Annotated in this window: 21 protein-coding genes; 3 read left to right on the top strand and 18 right to left on the bottom strand. The window is 38.3% G+C overall.

Annotation, left to right across the window (positions count from 1 at the left end):
• Nucleotides 1-119 precede the first annotated feature (119 nt).
• Nucleotides 120-1337: a nucleotidyltransferase gene (locus A6749_RS20865; protein WP_066395658.1), complete on the top strand. Its 1218-nt coding sequence runs from the start codon at nucleotides 120-122 to the stop codon at nucleotides 1335-1337.
• Between the two features lie 18 nt (nucleotides 1338-1355).
• On the opposite strand, the gene A6749_RS20860 is transcribed toward A6749_RS20865, so the two are convergent.
• Both A6749_RS20860 and A6749_RS20855 read right to left on the bottom strand, forming a co-directional pair.
• The gene (locus A6749_RS20860; protein ID WP_066401078.1) at nucleotides 1356-2378 is read right to left on the bottom strand and encodes a SepM family pheromone-processing serine protease; all 1023 of its coding nucleotides are present in this window, start codon (nucleotides 2376-2378) and stop codon (nucleotides 1356-1358) included.
• Between the two features lies 1 nt (nucleotide 2379).
• The gene (locus tag A6749_RS20855) at nucleotides 2380-3165 is read right to left on the bottom strand and encodes a patatin-like phospholipase family protein (protein ID WP_066395647.1); all 786 of its coding nucleotides are present in this window, start codon (nucleotides 3163-3165) and stop codon (nucleotides 2380-2382) included.
• A gap of 218 nt (nucleotides 3166-3383) precedes the next feature.
• On the opposite strand from A6749_RS20855, the gene ylbJ reads away from it, so the two are divergent.
• Entirely contained in the window at nucleotides 3384-4604 is a 1221-nt protein-coding gene (gene ylbJ / locus A6749_RS20850; RefSeq protein WP_066395644.1) for a sporulation integral membrane protein YlbJ, read from the top strand.
• Between the two features lie 33 nt (nucleotides 4605-4637).
• Here the strand turns inward: ylbJ and coaD are convergent, their stop codons facing one another.
• From coaD to A6749_RS20805, 9 genes are all read right to left on the bottom strand, one after another.
• Complete coding sequence (coaD, locus tag A6749_RS20845) at nucleotides 4638-5126, bottom strand: pantetheine-phosphate adenylyltransferase (protein WP_066395642.1); 489 nt, start codon at nucleotides 5124-5126, stop codon at nucleotides 4638-4640.
• A gap of 12 nt (nucleotides 5127-5138) precedes the next feature.
• Nucleotides 5139-5699 (bottom strand): 16S rRNA (guanine(966)-N(2))-methyltransferase RsmD, encoded by a 561-nt coding sequence (gene rsmD, locus A6749_RS20840; protein ID WP_066395640.1) that lies wholly within the window; start codon nucleotides 5697-5699, stop codon nucleotides 5139-5141.
• Nucleotides 5700-6230: 531 nt separating this feature from the next.
• Entirely contained in the window at nucleotides 6231-6506 is a 276-nt protein-coding gene (locus A6749_RS20835; protein ID WP_066395638.1) for a YlbG family protein, read from the bottom strand.
• Nucleotides 6507-6599: 93 nt separating this feature from the next.
• Complete coding sequence (locus A6749_RS20830) at nucleotides 6600-7031, bottom strand: YlbF/YmcA family competence regulator (protein WP_066395635.1); 432 nt, start codon at nucleotides 7029-7031, stop codon at nucleotides 6600-6602.
• 58 nt (nucleotides 7032-7089) lie between these two features.
• A complete protein-coding gene (locus tag A6749_RS20825; protein WP_066395630.1) occupies nucleotides 7090-7518 on the bottom strand; it encodes a hypothetical protein in 429 nt (142 codons plus the stop codon).
• Nucleotides 7519-7617: 99 nt separating this feature from the next.
• Nucleotides 7618-7857: a YlbE-like family protein gene (locus tag A6749_RS20820; protein WP_066395620.1), complete on the bottom strand. Its 240-nt coding sequence runs from the start codon at nucleotides 7855-7857 to the stop codon at nucleotides 7618-7620.
• A 21-nt stretch (nucleotides 7858-7878) separates the two neighbouring features.
• Nucleotides 7879-8286 (bottom strand): YlbD family protein, encoded by a 408-nt coding sequence (gene ylbD, locus A6749_RS20815; RefSeq protein WP_066395612.1) that lies wholly within the window; start codon nucleotides 8284-8286, stop codon nucleotides 7879-7881.
• A gap of 104 nt (nucleotides 8287-8390) precedes the next feature.
• On the bottom strand, nucleotides 8391-9422 hold the full coding sequence (locus A6749_RS20810; protein ID WP_066395609.1) for a CAP domain-containing protein: 1032 nt from the start codon (nucleotides 9420-9422) through the stop codon (nucleotides 8391-8393).
• Between the two features lie 169 nt (nucleotides 9423-9591).
• A complete protein-coding gene (locus A6749_RS20805) occupies nucleotides 9592-10023 on the bottom strand; it encodes a CBS domain-containing protein (protein WP_066395606.1) in 432 nt (143 codons plus the stop codon).
• Nucleotides 10024-10208: 185 nt separating this feature from the next.
• Between A6749_RS20805 and A6749_RS20800 the strand changes: the two genes are divergently transcribed.
• Entirely contained in the window at nucleotides 10209-10571 is a 363-nt protein-coding gene (locus A6749_RS20800; protein WP_066395603.1) for a YugN family protein, read from the top strand.
• A 45-nt stretch (nucleotides 10572-10616) separates the two neighbouring features.
• Here the strand turns inward: A6749_RS20800 and A6749_RS20795 are convergent, their stop codons facing one another.
• From A6749_RS20795 to cyoE, 7 genes are all read right to left on the bottom strand, one after another.
• A complete protein-coding gene (locus tag A6749_RS20795; protein WP_066395601.1) occupies nucleotides 10617-11081 on the bottom strand; it encodes a DUF420 domain-containing protein in 465 nt (154 codons plus the stop codon).
• Between the two features lie 109 nt (nucleotides 11082-11190).
• Nucleotides 11191-12093 carry a cytochrome c oxidase assembly factor CtaG gene (ctaG, locus tag A6749_RS20790; RefSeq protein ID WP_066395600.1) on the bottom strand — a complete coding sequence of 301 codons (903 nt, stop codon included), beginning with the start codon at nucleotides 12091-12093 and terminating at the stop codon, nucleotides 11191-11193.
• Nucleotides 12094-12252: 159 nt separating this feature from the next.
• Nucleotides 12253-12588, bottom strand: coding sequence for a cytochrome c oxidase subunit IVB (ctaF, locus tag A6749_RS20785; protein WP_066395597.1), 336 nt, complete (start codon nucleotides 12586-12588; stop codon nucleotides 12253-12255).
• A 2-nt stretch (nucleotides 12589-12590) separates the two neighbouring features.
• Nucleotides 12591-13220 carry a cytochrome (ubi)quinol oxidase subunit III gene (locus A6749_RS20780; RefSeq protein WP_066395593.1) on the bottom strand — a complete coding sequence of 210 codons (630 nt, stop codon included), beginning with the start codon at nucleotides 13218-13220 and terminating at the stop codon, nucleotides 12591-12593.
• Nucleotides 13220-15088 carry a cytochrome c oxidase subunit I gene (gene ctaD / locus A6749_RS20775; protein WP_066395585.1) on the bottom strand — a complete coding sequence of 623 codons (1869 nt, stop codon included), beginning with the start codon at nucleotides 15086-15088 and terminating at the stop codon, nucleotides 13220-13222. The genes A6749_RS20780 and ctaD overlap by 1 nt, the downstream gene beginning before the upstream one ends.
• A gap of 30 nt (nucleotides 15089-15118) precedes the next feature.
• Nucleotides 15119-16177: a cytochrome c oxidase subunit II gene (gene coxB, locus A6749_RS20770; protein WP_066395581.1), complete on the bottom strand. Its 1059-nt coding sequence runs from the start codon at nucleotides 16175-16177 to the stop codon at nucleotides 15119-15121.
• 117 nt (nucleotides 16178-16294) lie between these two features.
• Nucleotides 16295-17221 (bottom strand): heme o synthase, encoded by a 927-nt coding sequence (cyoE, locus tag A6749_RS20765; RefSeq protein WP_066395578.1) that lies wholly within the window; start codon nucleotides 17219-17221, stop codon nucleotides 16295-16297.
• Nucleotides 17222-17747: the final 526 nt, after the last annotated feature.

The raw sequence follows: 17747 nt of genomic DNA, 5'->3' as shown, positions 1-17747 counted from the left end.
ATGTTTTACCATTATAGTCTATCCATCTGATGTATTTACAAACATTTTCCATATATAATGCTTATTTTTTATTTATTTTTGCTATAATAGAAATTATTTTACGTAAGGAGAGAACCTATTTGAAGGCTGTTGGTCTAATTGTCGAATATAACCCTTTTCATAACGGTCATGCCTTCCATTTGCAGGCTTCAAAGGAAGCAGCGGGGGCGGATGTGGTCATCGCTGTCATGAGCGGGAATTTCCTGCAGCGCGGGGAACCCGCATTAGTTTCCAAATGGTATCGAACACAAATGGCCTTATTAAATGGAGTGGATCTCGTTTTTGAGCTGCCCTATAGATTTGCCGTACAAAAAGCGGAAACATTCGCAAGCGGAGCGGTATCCATCTTAGATGCGGCGGGCTGTGAAGCTTTATGCTTTGGCAGTGAAAGCGGGGATCTGACTTCCTTTTTGCAAACCATTAGCTTTTTGAAAGAGAATCAACAGCTTTTTGACGCAAGCATTAAACAGCATATGGAAAACGGCGTCAGTTATCCTAAAGCCATTGCCCTTTCTTATCAAGGACTATCCGGCTCGGATCAATTTTTAAATTTGGCCAAACCAAATAATATTCTTGGCTTTCAATATATGAAGGCAATTCTCGAGCAAAATAGCCAGCTCAAGCCGTTAACAGTTGCCAGAAAAAATGCGGACTATCATGATGAACATTTTGCCTCCGAAACAATTGCAAGTGCAACAAGTATCAGAAAAGCTATTTTTGCGGAGGAGGAAATGCATTCACCCAATATTGAACAGTATGTTCCGGAACCAACGAACCGATTATTACAAGAATATAAACAGCGATTTGGCAGTTATCACCACTGGGAAAATTATTGGGACCTTCTTCAATACAAGCTTATTACCTCATCTGCTGATGAATTAAAAAATATTTATGAGATGGAGGAAGGCTTAGAGAATAGATTAGTTGATGCTGCCCTTACGTCAGCAGACTTTAAGGAATATATGGATAATATCAAAACAAAGCGATATACATGGACCAGACTGCAAAGACTTTCCGTCCATGTGTTAACCAATGCCAAGAAAACCGATATGAAAAATAGCATACAAGCGGAATATATAAGACTGCTGGGGATGACTCAAACAGGAAAAGATTATTTAAACAAAATGAAAAAACATTTCAGCCTGCCAATCATATCGAAATTATCCGCATATAAAGAAAAAGAAATTTTATTGGATATTAAAGCCGCCCGAATTTATGCAATGGCTTTCCCAAAACATATAAGAAAACAAATGATCCGACAGGAATTTAACCAGCCGCCGATTTTTATACAAAAATAAGATGGTGTAAGCACCATCTTATTTTTTCTTAGGCAGTTTCTTCAAGTATTCTACTGCTTCATTAAACGTATCAACAGGAATGATCTTCATTTTTGTGTTAATATCGCGAGCCGTTTTTACCGCGGCGCGATAGTTGGAGTCTTTTGCCCCCTTTTCGTTTGGAGCAAAGAAGATTTCCGCGCCAGCTTTGTCGGCGGCAACAATCTTTTGTTCAATACCGCCAATAGGTCCAACGTTACCGGCAGCATCCATCGTACCGGTTCCGGCAATTTGATATCCCTTCGTGAAATCTTCCTTTGTCAGTTGATTATATATTTCCAACGTAAACATAAGCCCGGCAGATGGACCGCCGATATCGTTTGTTTTTACTTTTACGTTTGGCTTAACAACAATTTCTTTGTCATCCACTAATGTAATGCCAATTCCCGCCCGTTTAGGGTCCTGTTTTAAAGGTTTGAGGGTCAATTTGGCTGTTTTTTCGGTGTTTTTCCTTGTAAAGGTTAATGTTACATGATCTCCTGCATGCTTTTTCCCTACATAACTAATAAACTTTTCCGAAGAAGAAAAACTCTTTCCGTCAATCTTAAAAATCCGGTCACCTGCTTGTAAGATACCATCGGCAGGCATGCCCGGGAAAACCTGCATAACATAAATTCCTTTATAATTATACTGAACAGGCAGTCCCGCTCTACGATATGCCACTTCAATGGCATTCAATTTCGATGCCGCCATTAAATGGAGCTGCCTGACGTTATATTCTTCCTCAGTTTCCTCCTTGTTTAAAATCATTTCAATAGGATATATTTCTTCATATTTCCGCATTTTTGCTTCTAAATAAGAGTAAATATTGGCTCTGCCCATTCGAACTGTTGTTAACATGAAATTTCCTTTTTCTTGATACCCATCATCAACTGTTATAATTGGGGCAAGCTCCTTCGCCATTCCCGGTTTCGAAACGTAATATGGCAGAGAATAATACATTCCCCCAATTAACAAAAAGATGAGTAAAATAAAGGAACCAACATAAATTTTTTTACGCAAGCTAATTTCTTCCCTTCCAATGTTCAATTTCAGCAGCAATTTGGTCAAGGTGTTTTTTCGTTTCTTCCTCCCCTTGTTTAATAATTTCTTCGATATTTGTAAAAGCCCTGGAGCTAAAGTCCTCAACCGGAGGTCTAATCATGATATTTGCCGCACTTTCCTGGATGTTAATAATCTCCGTTTGCATAATATCAATACTTTGCATGATGACATCGTAAATGGAGGTTATCTCGGCGTTTTGCTTAACCCGTGAAACATCCACTGCAATGACAATGTCTGCTCCCATTTCCTTTGCTACTGAAATCGGTACGCGGTCTGTCACACCGCCATCAACTAGAAGTCTTCCATTATATTTTACCGGAACGAAAATTCCCGGAATGGAAATGCTTGCTCTTACCGCCTCAGCGGCAGATCCCTTTGTAAAAATCACTTTCTCCCCAGTTAATAAATCAGTTGCTACAATGGATATTGGAATCGAAAAGTCCTCAATATTCTTCCCATGGGTAAACATTCTGATAAATTCCGTTACTTTCTTGCCCGTGATAAAACCCATTTTGGGAACCGTAAAATCTAAAAAGTACTTTCGCTTAAAGGCCGTCGACAATGTATATAGCCTGTTAAGGTCGATTCCTGCCCCGTAAAAACAGGCAACAAGAGCCCCCATGCTACTGCCGGCAATTAAGTCAATCGGAATCCCCGCATCCTTTAATACTTTAATGACACCCAAATGAGCAAACCCACGTGCACCCCCGGAGCCAAGCGCCAAGCCTATTTTAGGGTGCTTCATAAGGACCCTCCTACCTGATCACGAAACAAATTTCGTTTAATTTAGGAAATCTCGTTCAATCTTATGGTCTAAATTAATGTTCTATGAGTATATTTCTTTTATATGGGGACAGGCAAAGCTAAAAGCGCTGCAGCTGTACAATTTCAAAGAATTATTCCTATTTTACCATTTCAATAAATAAATTTTCTAGTAGCACCTCTAGGAGGGAGGACTCTTGATTGTTCCAGTCTAAACTTAAAACCATCATTTTATCAATATCGGTTACAATCTTAGCAGCATCGCTGATTTTTTTTCCGCAAGAGTCTCTTGAAGCCTCAAGAAGGGGACTAAATATGTGGTGGAAGATCGTATTTCCTTCGCTCCTCCCGTTTTTCATTGTTTCCGAATTATTAATTGGCTTCGGGGTTGTCAGGTTTATTGGCGTACTGCTTGAGCCATTGATGAGACCCCTATTTCGTGTGCCAGGGGCTGGAGGGTTTGTGTGGGCGATGGGGCTTGCTTCCGGTTTCCCGGCTGGAGCGAAATTTACTGCCAGACTGCGGGAAGAAGGACAGCTAACGCGAATAGAGGCGGAAAGACTTGTTTCGTTTACAAACTCCTCCAATCCGTTATTTATATTTGGTGCTGTTGCTGTAGGTTTTTTTCATAACGCGAAGCTTGGAATCATTTTGGCTTTGGCACATTATTTAGGCAATCTTTCCGTAGGCATTGTCATGAGGTTTTATGGAGGGAAATCATCAAAGGGAACAATGGAAAAACATAAAAAAGTCACAATCCGCTGGGCGTTTTCGGCACTTCATCAAACAAGATTGAAGGATAACCGTCCAATCGGCCAGCTGCTTGGGGATGCTGTCAATTCATCGATTCAAACGTTACTGATGGTAGGCGGATTTATTATCATTTTTTCCGTCATTAACAAAATTCTATACTTATTACACATTACAGCGGCCTTAGGCAAGGTGGTGGAGTTCCTGTTCTCAAGCCTTGCCTTTCCGGAGATGTTAAGTATTCCATTTATTTCAGGTATATTTGAAATCACTTTAGGCAGTCAGCTGACAAGTTCCGTCCAGGATGCTACTCTTCTGCAGCAGGCGATGATTACAAGTTTCATCTTAGGCTTCAGCGGTTTAAGTGTTCAGGCCCAGGTAGCAAGCATTCTGGCACAAACAGATATCCGTTTTCAACCATTTTTCTTCGCAAGGATTTTGCAAGGAATCTTTGCCAGTGTCTTCACCCTTTTATTTTGGAACTCAGTTTACCTGCGCTTGAGCGATCAAGAACGGCCTACAAACGCGCTCCCAGTCGGCTTTTTTGGAGAAGGATCATGGGCATATGATACATATCAAAAGATGCTCGAAATGGGACCGCTGATTACCATCTTCTCACTGACCATATACATTGGGATACTATTTATCCGATTAAAAAAGGCTAGAATCTAAATAACCGGAGGCATCATGCCTCCGGTTTTATACTTATTGTTCCCCATTATACTTCTTCTTCAATTCTCTTTCAACAACAGCTGGAACAAGCCCAGATATATTCCCATTATATTTGGCTGCTTCCTTCACCATACTTGAGCTTAAAAAAGAGTATTGATTGTTTGTCATTATAAAAAAGGTCTCTACATGGTCATTTAAATATCGGTTCATTGAAGTAATCTGCATTTCATATTCAAAATCGGAAACAGCCCGAAGTCCCCTCAAAATAGCCGTTGCATTGACATTCTTAGCGTAATCTACGAGAAGACCGGAGAACTCATCCACCATTACGTTTGGAATTTCCTTTGTGGCTTCTTTAATCAGATTAATCCGTTCTTCAACCGAAAACAATGGATTTTTCGCAGAATTATTTAAAACGACAACATATACCTGATCGAATACCTTTGCACCCCTGCGGATAATATCTAGATGACCGTACGTAATTGGATCAAAACTACCTGGACAAACGGCTATGCTACCCAAATGATCTCCCCCTTATTCCCCATTTAATACTGAATAAATTGTAACCGCTATAATCCCATATTGTTCGTATTTTATTTGTCCCAGTCTCCCCACTGTATGAGGTAATTTTACGTCAAAACTATGCTCACACACAACTATTCCGTTATCATTTATCATATTCTGGTCATCCATTTTTTCCATTAAAGAAATAAGATGCTGTTTTTTATATGGAGGGTCCATAAATATGTAATCGAAACCGATTCCCCTCTTCACCAACGCTTTAACAGCCCTGTCGGCATCATTTCGAAATACCTCTGTCTGATCTTCTAATCGGCACGCTTTAATATTCTCGTAAATTATTTGGATTGCCTTGGGATCCCGATCAATAAATATAACCTTCTCAAGGCCCCTGCTAAGTGCTTCCAGTCCCAGCCCTCCGCTGCCGGCAAAAAGATCCAAGCCTATACCGCCATCAAAATAGGGCCCAATCATATTAAAAATTGCTTCTTTTACTTTATCAGTTGTTGGTCTGGTTGTATTTCCCGGTACAGCTTTAAGAGGTCTTCCTTTACAAATGCCAGAAACCACCCTCATCAATCATCACCACATTTTTTCTCAAAACTTATTTGGCGTTTCACGCCATCATTTACTATCAAAACTAATTCAGAAAAACTTTCCTTGCCAATAAAGGCGGTGTGAGCAGAGCACAGATTTACTTTAATCGAGTATGCAATATATATTTTCCACTATAATTTTATCTTATAAAATTTGCTTTTTTGGCTATCTGCCCCTTTTCCATACATACAGATTATCTTCTACATCCTATCATAATTCCATAAAGGTAGACAAATAAGACTTATGGGGAAGGTGAATCAATTCTGAAGGAAAAAAATTAAAAAAAACGTATAAGCTTTTGGGTTGTGGAAATAATGATAGTAACAACATCAATTCGAGGATGTTGTTGCCAACCGCGGAGAAGACTTACGTTTCCCCATAAGTTCTTCCTCCGGTTTCTCCTCTCCCTTTGCCTTCTATCCTTTTATAAGGGATTTGGAAGGACCCTGTAGATTTCTACGGGGTTTTTTTTATTCAAAAATAAAAAAGGTGAGGTATAACCCCACCTTTCTAAATTCCCATTTTATAATCATATTCCTTTGCCTTATCCGGTGAGGAATTCTCATATTCCAGTTTTAAGAAAGGTTTATAAGACGGCTCTACCTTTTTGACAAAGGAAAAGGAATCCAACTTATCCATTATTTCCTGGATATCCTCTTGATTACAATATAAAACAACATATTTAAGCTTTTTTGATACAAAATGGACATTACCAAACCGTCTTAGCATTTTCGCATGTTTTAAAGAATAAAGCCAAATGACCAGTCCCTGCCTTTGTACAAACATACCCTTTTCCCCTTCATCAAACCTCATATTACATAAAGTCTAGCATAATAAAACATTCTTTTTCAATTCAAACTTCAATTGAATTCAATTTCCTTAACCACAGCCGCAGCTGCCTCCGCTGCCGCAGCCGTGGCCAGTTTCGAAAAATGGATTTCCCGATGGCACCTTGATATGCTCCGAGACAGCCGAGCCTATCGCTTTGCTGATTTGATCAAGCAATGTTTGAAGATCGTTCTCTGCCAATTTAAATGCGGCAACATTTGGATCTAAATCCATTTCCCTTTTATACTCACGTATTTGGCTCATTACCCTTTTGTAATCGGGATGATACTTACCAAACCGCTGCACTTCTTCATAAAGCTCTTTCATACCAACAAAGCGCTTGATTTTTTTTTGTGTTTCCTGATTATGCTGCATTTTATATAAACTATCCTGGTATTGTTCCGCAATGTCAGAATCCAGGACCATTTTGGCCAAGTCTTCGGCATATTCCAATAATTGAACTCTTTCTAAAGTAGCAAGCAATTTAAGCCCACCTCCACCATCATTTTAGCACGAAAAATGGGAGAAAGCGAGAATCCGATTACTCTGGGATATTTACCATAAACTCCTTATCAAGACCATATGGCACATTTTGCAGGCTTACTACCTCCAGCTTTATTTTATGTTTACCTGGTTTTAACCCTTTAATGATAAATGCCGCGGAATCTACGACTGAATTTCGTTTTCCATCAATCCAAACAATCATTTTTCCAACCTTTTGCGTTGCTTGCTCAGTCTCTCTGAAAGTAATTCCTGTTACGATACATTCAATGAAAACATGATCACCTTTTATTTTGTGCTGAACAAATAATGCGGGAAAAGGATGATCTTGTGGATTTGGTTTGTAAACCTCGGCTGGCTCTTTTCGATTAACGAATTGCTTTTCCGCCGTGACCTTTGATGTGCCATGTAAATTTGACGTACCGGAAAAAATACCCGCTGCCAGAAAAAGATAAAGTACTTTTAACAAGTTGATCACTCCTTATGGTTGTATTTTTCACCTCCTATTTGAATTTTAGTCTAACTGTCATCCATTAAAAAAAGGCACATTAAATCAATGTGTCCTTCGTTAATTTTGATCTTTCATTGTCTGAAACATGGAATACATCATTGATGCCATTTGTACACTGTTAGAGAATTTTTCGACTTGATGAGGAATTGTTTTTTTATAATAATGCAATGATGCAATTTCAAGTGACTGCAGGTCATATGGGTTTCTCGATAATTTCCTGTACCATAGTGGCTGTTCACGTACAAATCGCTTTAAATCCTTTTGGCGTTCTAAATAATCAAATACCTCTCTTCGCATATTGATACCCCGCTTTCTTAGCTAATCTTGCCTAAATGAAAATGGGTTCTTTGGCCCCTCAGGCGGGTTTACCGGATTCCCACCGCCGCCAGACCCTTGAAATTGCGCAAGAAGCCCTTGAATGGCACCTACTGCCTGACTTAAATTATTTAAATGTGACTGCATTTGATTGGCGTCCATATTTTTAAACATACCAACGATATTGGACATGAAGTCCCCTTTTGATGATTCAGTACTTGAATCAGGCTCAGCCTTGCTCTCGGTACCAATGTTTTCCCATCGTTTGTCGTCTTCCCCTAATAAATACCAATCTTCATATAATTCTTGCCATGTAGAATTTCCCTTTCTTACCTCTTGAATCAGTGTTGGATTATTTTTTACAAATTCTTTAAACTTTAGGACGGATGGGTGTAATTTTTTTTGCGTCATTTTTTTCACCTCTGCCGTATTCATACCTACGATACAATATGAAAAAAAATAAGAAATGTGAAAATGTAAAAAGGAGACACTCCCTACTTTAATAAGAGGTCTCCTTATTCCGCCGTTTTTTGTATGAAATTTTGGGTATAGAATTCTTGATACACTCCCACTCCCATGTGGGTAAATTCATTATTTAACAATGTGTCCCGGTGACTCTTACTGTTGAGCCACCCTTCTACGGCTTCAGGACCGTCTGTATATTTTGCCGCGATATTTTCTCCTGCTGCTTGATAAACTACTTTAGCTTTATTAAGCCGGTCAGAAAGGCTCCCGAACTTTTTGGAGGTATGAGAGAAGTCATTATTTTCCGCCATATCCTTACTATGCAAAAAGGCAGCATCTGCTGTGTTTTGATCCCAGGTTAATGGATTTATTTGATATCTAACTCTTAGAACATTGGTAATATCAAATATTTCTTTAGCAGTTCCTGCTTCAATTAATTGCCATTTCTCCACACTAGGCGCCGCGGCCTCCATTAACTGACCGCTATATACAAGTTCGTAGGGACGCTGTTTAATCAATGTTTCGGCATTTAAAAACCTGACACTTGATAAAACTCCAGTAAATTTATCTATGTACAATTGGGCATAGATATTTCCAAGCTGAACAATTGGACGAAGATTTAAATCGGTATCGTTAAGCTCAAACCTGTAGGAGTTGTTATTAATTTCAATGTTAATGTTTGTATCAATATATTGAGTATTAAAAATTTCCTCCACAGGCTGGCCGATTTCAAACGGAGCAACATCCAAATTTTCCCCAAGAGCAAATAATGTTACTACATGATTTTTTTCTACTCCAACTTGTAAGTATCTTTTATCATCCTGTTTATAAACATACCATTGATAGCCATAATGAGTGTCATCTATCCGCTGCGGGGTGCCTAAAACTTTTTTTACGCTTGCAATATTTTTTCCAATTAATAAGGCCAAGCCTTCTTTAGGCAGTTCAACCGCTGTAGTTTTGTTTTGTTTAAAATCTGGTTTATTCGACCATGGCTGGTCCATTACCTTCGTATGGTCTTCCTTTATAAGAACCTTATCTTGCGCTTGATCATTAAGGCTGATATAAAAACCTACGGTCAAAAATACAGCCGAAAGAATTAAAATTCTAAATAAAGTACGCAGAGGCTATCATCCTCTCTAACCTCTTAATTTATAGATAAAATAATTATATCATTTCTGTTAATGTTTGATATAGGAATCGTATAAAAAACAAAACAGGTACGGAGGATTGTACCTGTTTTCTAATACTTTAATGTTGAGGAGGAGCTGTTTGCTCCGAAATTTGTGTCAGCGCTTCTTTCGCCTGATCATCCGTTAACTCGCGAATCGCAAAATCACCAAGGGAAACAATCCCAATTAATTTTCCATCGTCCACAACCGGAAGACGGCGAATTTGGTGTTCAGCCATTAATCGCGCCGCTTCTCTTGAAGTTGCATCAGCCGAAATCGTGATCAGTTCATCACTCATCACTTTCTCTACCTTTGATGATGGAGGATTTTTTTCGGCCACACCTCTAATGACGATATCACGGTCAGTTATCATTCCGACTAATTTTTCGTTATCTACAATTGGAATCGCACCAACATTTAATTCTTTCATTTTTACTGCTACTTCGTATACATTATCTAAAAGGGTGCAGCACTCCACATCTTCCGTCATGATATCGCGAATTTTTTCCATCATATCACCCCCTATATTAATTAAATTCAAACAATCTTATCTTTTCCAAACAGGAATGAATTATTCGTTGTATGAATCCATTGCAAGTTATGGCGTTTTCATCTATTATTAAAATGAATTAATCTTGCAATATAACCAAATAATGAATATTGGGGTATTGGCATTGTTTTTAGGAGGGATTCATAATGAAATTTGAAAATACCGGTATTGAAAAGTTCAAAGCGGATTTAAACCGTTTGGATGAAGTGATGGAACAACACGGTTTAGTTCGTGCCGGCCAATGGGACTACGAACGGGTTACATACGATCGAAAATTTGAATTGAGAGAAGGTACCTACTATCTTCGCATCCAAGGCTATGCACTTAATGGTGATGTAGATACCTTTAATGCCACTATTCAACTGATGACACCAGTTTTAGGAAAACATTATTATCCACATGGTGTTGAATATGGGGCAGACGAAAACTATCCAGCAAGTCTTGTAAATCAATGTAAGAAAATTATCGAGGAGGTTAAAGCAGAAGTAGAAAAGTTTTCGCAAAAATAATCAATAAAAGACGCATGGACAATCCATGCGTCTTTTTATTAAACATTATAATCCAAGTATTGCTTTAATCATCGAAGTTGTTTCTCCGCCTTTATAAAAGACATATAATAATAAGTATACCGCTACACCGGTTATCGCAGTGAAAAACCAGACAATACTTGTAACCGGACCAAGTTTACGGTGAAATGAGAGTTTATTTTTATTACCGGAATAAAGGGATAGAATCCCCAGTACTGCTCCAATTGTCGCCAATGTAATATGAAAAATTAAAAAGATAGTATAGTAAATTTTTATATGATCCGGTCCGCCGAATGACGTATTTCCGATAAATATGGTTCTAGATGCGTAAATAATAAAGAAAATAAGTGCAAAAACAGCGGCTAAAAACATAGTTTTTTGATGGGCTTCTATCTTTTTTTGTTTAATCTGCCACCATCCTATTGCAACAGTAATACCGCTTAAAACTATAAATGACGTACTAATCGTCGGTAAAATCGGCAAAGTATTCATTTTAGGTCCTCTCTTTATCATATTCTCTTCCATTATTTTAGAGTAGTTTCCACTCTTATTCAAATCATACCATTTTTTCCGTAAAAAAACTCCCAAGATAACTGGGAGTTTATTTTAAAGGTGTAGGATGTAAGATTTGATTGACTTCCTTTTCCGATTCTTCTTGATCTTTCTTGTACCATTCAAAAAATACTTGTGCCAGCACAACTGCATAAATGATTTCCTGAATGATTTTCATCACAACACCGCCAAGACGCTGATCATCTACAACCTGCATGGATGTAAACAATTCAGGACCGCTTAAATTTAAATTGGAAAATGCAGCTGGCCCGAAACAAAGGCTCATGACTTTTCCCCAAACCTCAGGGTCGGAGTATGTTGCATAAAGCGGGGTATCGGCAAAAATAATCATCGCACAAGCTGGTGTCAGCAACATGCTGTTAGCAAATAAAAACGCAACCTTTTTAATCCCGCTAATAGGCTGATATTCTGGCAGCGGACTAACTAATGACCACCACATACAAACGGCCGCGGCAAATAAGAGAATGGAATAGCCACCATGATAAAAACGATTTTGCATTATTTGATCAAATACGGTAGGGATATGGTACATCGAAAACAGACCATTAAACAAAAGTACTGCCACAACTGGTTTAACCGCCAAATTGAAAACCGAATTGACCGGTTTAATTTGCAAAAATGCCCTCCATAGCCATGGCGGAACGGCTTTAATAAACATTGGAGGAATCAATAAGACTAAGATTACCATCGTGATCCCATGAATATAAAACATTAAATGTCCCATTAAATCCAGAGGTGAGCCTTTAATAGCATACAATAAGAAAACAGAAGCAAGGAATAAAACTGCCTGTTTTGTTTTTAACGGCTCACTGTCCTGAAATCTTGAGCGAAATTTAGTAGTAATGAGAAAAAATAGGACAGTAACTATTAGCAAGATCGTTAAGAAATACGGGCTCCAAAGGGCTTTAAATCCAAATATATTTAACGGCACCTTACATTCACCTCGATTATTATAAAGAATCCCGTCTTTATTATACCCGTGTTATTTAGAAGATACAAAAAAGAAGAATGGTCAAAAAGAAAATCGGCTAAACGCCGATTCTCTCTTTTTTATTAATTGCCTTTTTGCGGCATTTTTACAGTTATGAAATTACCACCAAATGATCGTCATAAAGGCTAATACGATGACTAACCCCATGAATAAACCTGTAAAAAGAAACATACTTGGTGCTTCATGCCCCTTATGGCTCATATGCATAAAGTAAAAGAGTTGAAATACAACCTGTACTGCTGCTAAAAGAAGAATAAATGGTACGATAAACCATGCTGTAAATCCTTTAACAGCTACAGCAGCGAATGCCACGAATGTTAAGAAAATCATAAGGGTAAAGGAAATAACTTGATGGCGCATTTCCTCCGCATTTTTCTTGCGGCGATATTCAAGGTCAACTCTAGGGTTGCTTGAGCTTAATGGCTGATTTGTCATATTTATCCCACCATCCCCATTAAATATACTACCGTAAAGATGAATACCCATACAACGTCGATAAAGTGCCAGTATAAACTTGCAACATAGAATTTAGGAGCATTGTAAAGGCTAAGACCGCGTTTATAGTTACGGATCATCAAAGCCAATATCCAGCCTAAACCAAAGCATACGTGAGCACCGTGAAATCCAACCAACGTATAGAAAGCAGAAGCAAAAGCGCTGCTTGTGAAAGTATGTCCGTATTCATGTACGTAATGATTAAATTCGTAGATCTCAAGGCCTAAGAAGCCAAAACCTAATAATACGGTAACAGCCAGCCATACCATCATTTTTTTAAAGGCAAAGTTTTTCATATGATACATAGCATATACACTTGTTAATGAACTTGTTAATAAGAGCATTGTTGCAACAAGTGTCAGCGGTAATGAAAAGATGTCCTTTGCCAAATGATGGGTTGAATCCGGCACCTTATCCTTCAGTGAAAGATAGGTTGCGAAGAGAGAGGCAAACAGAACCGTCTCTCCCCCTAAGAATAACCAAAAACCTAAAAATTTATTTTTCGCTTCAAGGGTGGATTTTTCAGGCGAAGCAGGCCATGTTTCATATGTTACTTTTTCTTCTGCTTGCATTATGCCCCAGCCCCCTTTTCATCTTTTACTAATTCCTCTTTATGGATATGGAATCCATGATCGTCTTTAAGCGAACGAACTAACATAGATCCAAATGTTACTGCTAATCCAAAGATTAATAATGGAATTGCCCATGCCTTATCATTTACATGATACATTGCACCAAATGCCGCAATAAACAATCCTAAAGAAATCATAAACGGAATAAATGATGCATTTGGCATGTGGATATCACCAAGTGGTTCAGCAGGTGTCATACCTTTTTTGCCTTCCATTTTTTCTAACCATAGTGCATCTAAGCCTCTAACTAGCGGTAGCTGTTTAAAGTTATAGAATGGAGGCGGTGACGGGATTGCCCACTCAAGAGTTCTTCCATCTTCCCATGGGTCATTGTCCACTTTAACGTTTTTAGCTTGCGTAATAATAACATTAGCTAACAAAGTCAGTACGCCTGCAGCCATGAATGCAGCTCCAACAGAACTTACCGCATTTGCAGCGTCAAAGCCTTGCCCTGGAAGGAACGTAAATACACGGCGCGGCATTCCCCAAAGTCCTAAGAAGTGCTGGATAAAGAATGTTAAATGGAAACCGATAAAGAATAACCAAAATTCAATTTTACCTAGTGTTTCGTTTAACATTGTACCAAACATTTTAGGCCACCAATAATGTGTTCCGGCAAGAAGTGCTAATACAACACCACCGACAATTACATAGTGGAAGTGAGCTACGACGAAATACGTATCATGATACTGATAGTCAGCAGCTGCAGTGGCAACCATGATACCGGTAACACCACCACATACGAACGATGGAATAAAACCGAATGCATAATACATCGGAGTGGTGAACTTAACGCTCCCCCCCCACATAGTGAACAGCCAGTTAAAGATCTTAATACCGGTTGGAACCCCGATTGCCATTGTAGCTACAGCGAAGATGGCATTCGCTACAGGACCTAAACCAGTTGTAAACATGTGGTGTGCCCATACCATGAATCCTAAGAAACCGATTAAAACAGTCGCAAACACCATGGATGAGTAACCGAAAAGACGCTTTCTAGAGAAAGTCGAGAAAATTTCCGAGAAAATACCAAACGCTGGAAGTATTAAAATGTATACTTCAGGGTGCCCGAATACCCAGAAAAGATGTTCCCAAATAATCGTGTTACCGCCCATTGCCACTTCAAAGAAGTTAGCTCCAAACAAACGGTCAAACATCATTAATGTTAGGCCAACTGTTAATGGAGGGAAGGCAAATAGAATCATTGCTGATGCAACAAATGTTGTCCAAGTAAACAGCGGCATCCGCATATAAGTCATACCAGGTGCACGCATATTAATAATCGTTACAAGGAAGTTAATACCGCCCATTAACGTACCGAAACCGGAAATCTGCAACCCTAATACATAGAAGTCAACACCATGACCTTTTGAATGAATGGCAAGTGATGCATAAGAAGTCCATCCAGCATCAGGCGCTCCTCCTAAAAACCATGAAAGGTTTAAAAAGATACCACCGAAAAAGAATAACCAAAAGCCTAATGCATTGACAAATGGGAATGCAACGTCACGTGCACCAATTTGCAATGGCATAACCGCGTTCATAAAAGCAAATAACAGCGGCATTGCGGCTAAGAAAATCATTGTGGTTCCGTGCATTGTGATAATTTCATTGAATGCGCCGGCACTAACAAAATCATTATTTGGGACTGCAAGCTGAATACGGATAAATATCGCTTCAAGTCCACCTATTAAGAAAAACAATCCACCTGCCATGAGATATAGGATAGCGATCTTTTTATGGTCTACTGTTGTTAAATAGTCCCAAATAGTTCCGCCAATTCCTTTTTTTTGAGCATAGGTACTCACAATGTAACCTCCCTTTCTTTCCAAATCCCCTTAGTCCTGAACTTTTAAGCCCATTAGATATTCAGCCAACGCATCAAGCTCTGCATCCGTCATTTCAGGATACTTACCTGTCATTTCGTTGCCTGGTTTATAGGTTTCAGGATTTTTAATCCAATTTTTCAATTCTTCTTTATCATGTTTTAGGATCCCTGCAACACGTGATCTTTCACCAAAGTTTGTTAAGTTTGGTGCAATACGAGCTGCTTCAGGTTTAACATCAGGAGTCACAGCATGGCAGCCAATACAGCTCTTATTAAAAATGTCCTGTCCCTGAGCTGCTAAATCTGTTTGTGCTTTTTCAGGTGCTTTCACAGCCTGCATATCTTTTACCCATGTATCAAACTGATCACGGCTGATTGCTTTTACTTTGAAGTCCATTAAAGCATGTGATGGTCCGCAAAGCTCTGCACACTTCCCATAGAACAGGTTGCCTGCTTCATTTGCCCGCTTATCGTCAAATACCAGCCAGAATTTATTAACGTTATCAGTGTTGGTATCAAGTTTCCCGCCGACAGCCGGAATCCAGAATGAGTGTTTAACATCTAAAGATTTTAAATCAAAATAAACTTTTTCATTTGTAGGTACAACAAGGTCTTGGCTGGTAACGATTTTTTGTTTTTCATATTCAAAATCCCACCAATACAAATGAGAGCGTACTTTAATCACTAATGCATCAGAGTTCTTCTTATCCATTTCTTTTACATCAGCAAGCTTAAAAGTTGCTGCCACTGTTGGTACAGCTAAGATTAATAGTAAAAGAATTGGAATAACGGTCCAAATAATCTCTAAAGTATGACTTCCTTCCACCTGTTTTGGAATAGTGTCATCTTTTCTCCGGAAACGGAAAAAAACAATGATGAAAACAACCATTACTACTACAATTACTCCAACCATGATATAAGTACTTAACTTCATTAAATCATATTGGATATCTGCAACTTCACCGGCAGGCCTTAAAGCCGAAACAAACGGTTTCCCGCTGCATCCGGAAAGCGCAAGCGCCAGCATCGCAAATAACGAAACTAAACGCCAATTCGCAAGCCTTTTCATAGCTTCATCAAACCCCTCTTTCGCATAAAAATTCTTTTTAGTTAGATCAAAGAAGTATGTAGGTTCTCCCCCGCATAACAGCCAAGCGGCAATCATACGTTAGAGCTGTCGGCAAAACTAAATTAATGTAACAAGTACCATCGCTACAAAAATAATAGTTAAATATTGCAATGAATAAACAAACATTAGTTTTGCCCACTTTATGTCATCTTTGATCCTATATCCATAAATCCCTAAGACAAGCCAGCCTACATTTAATAGGGTGGCTAGAATTAGAAATGGGATTCCTAACTTAATAAGAAGAAACGGAATCGGCAAGAGTACCGCTACCCAACAAATAATGTGGATTTTTGTTGTTTTAAATCCCTTCACAACTGGAAGCATTGGTATACCTGCTGCTCGGTATTCATTAACCCGTCTCATTGCCAGCGCATAAAAATGTGGAGGCTGCCAAGCAAACATTAGAACAAATAAAGCCCAAGCCATCATATCAAGATTTGCATCCACCGCTGCCCAGCCAATTAATGGGGGGACAGCACCGGAAATACTTCCGATAATCGTATTGGATACTAATTGCCGTTTTGACCACAACGTATAAAGGAAAACATAACTAAAAACCCCAAGCAGTCCTATTACTGTTGCAGTTACGGTAGTAAGAAATAAAAACAATGTTCCTAAACCAATTAAAAATATACCAAGTCCTAAAACTTTTGCAGGAATAACCTTACCTGTTACAGTCGGTCTGGTTTTTGTTCTTTCCATTAAATGATCAATGTCGCGGTCAACATAATTATTGATCACACAGGAACCCGCAATGATAAGTGAGGAGCCTGCCACTGTATAGAAAATAATATCGAGATTATCTAAAAAGCTTTGACCAGTAAAATGCAATGCAAGCCATAGACCCGTAAAAGTAGTAATCAAGTTTGAATTTACTATCCCGATTTTAATCAGGGCCATAAAATCTTTCCATGCGGAAGTTTTATAAGAGTCCGCAGGCAAACTTGCTGCTCCATTTTGGATGGCAGCCTTTGAGTTAGACATCCATTTCTCCTCCTAAATTACTTAATACCAATATTCTCAAACATATAGTAATCAATACTAAAAATTAATGATTAATTTCAAAGTATGTATGTATTTTCCGATGTCAAAATATGCCAGTGAATTTCATAACACTTTCTCTGTATATTAAATCACACTTTGAGTTATTTTTGTGAACTTTTTTTGAATAATTTTTGTCTAATTTGTGAACGAAGTAATTTTCCCCTTATTGTTAATGGTTTTTTCCACTTTATTAATACTTTTCTATAATAGATTAAAATTTTATGGATAAAAAGGGATTTTTTGCCTATATTAAGTTTCATTTTAATTATGTAATAATTCTAAATAAGACTCCTATTTATAGTTCTAACAAACTCTTATTAAAGTTTCAACTATTTTCACTATAATAATGATGGTAAATAAAAATTATTTTTTCAGCTCTTTTATTTCAAAAAATAATTGGTAGAAATTCTGTTCTTTTGACGTGGAATTAGTTATGATGGATAGGGGTTTTCCTTAGGGTTCATTA

This window comes from Neobacillus mesonae (assembly GCF_001636315.1).
GTDB lineage: Bacteria > Bacillota > Bacilli > Bacillales > Cytobacillaceae > Neobacillus > Neobacillus mesonae.
Note: the sequence above shows the minus strand (reverse complement) of the source record. Positions and strands in the feature narration are given on the sequence as shown.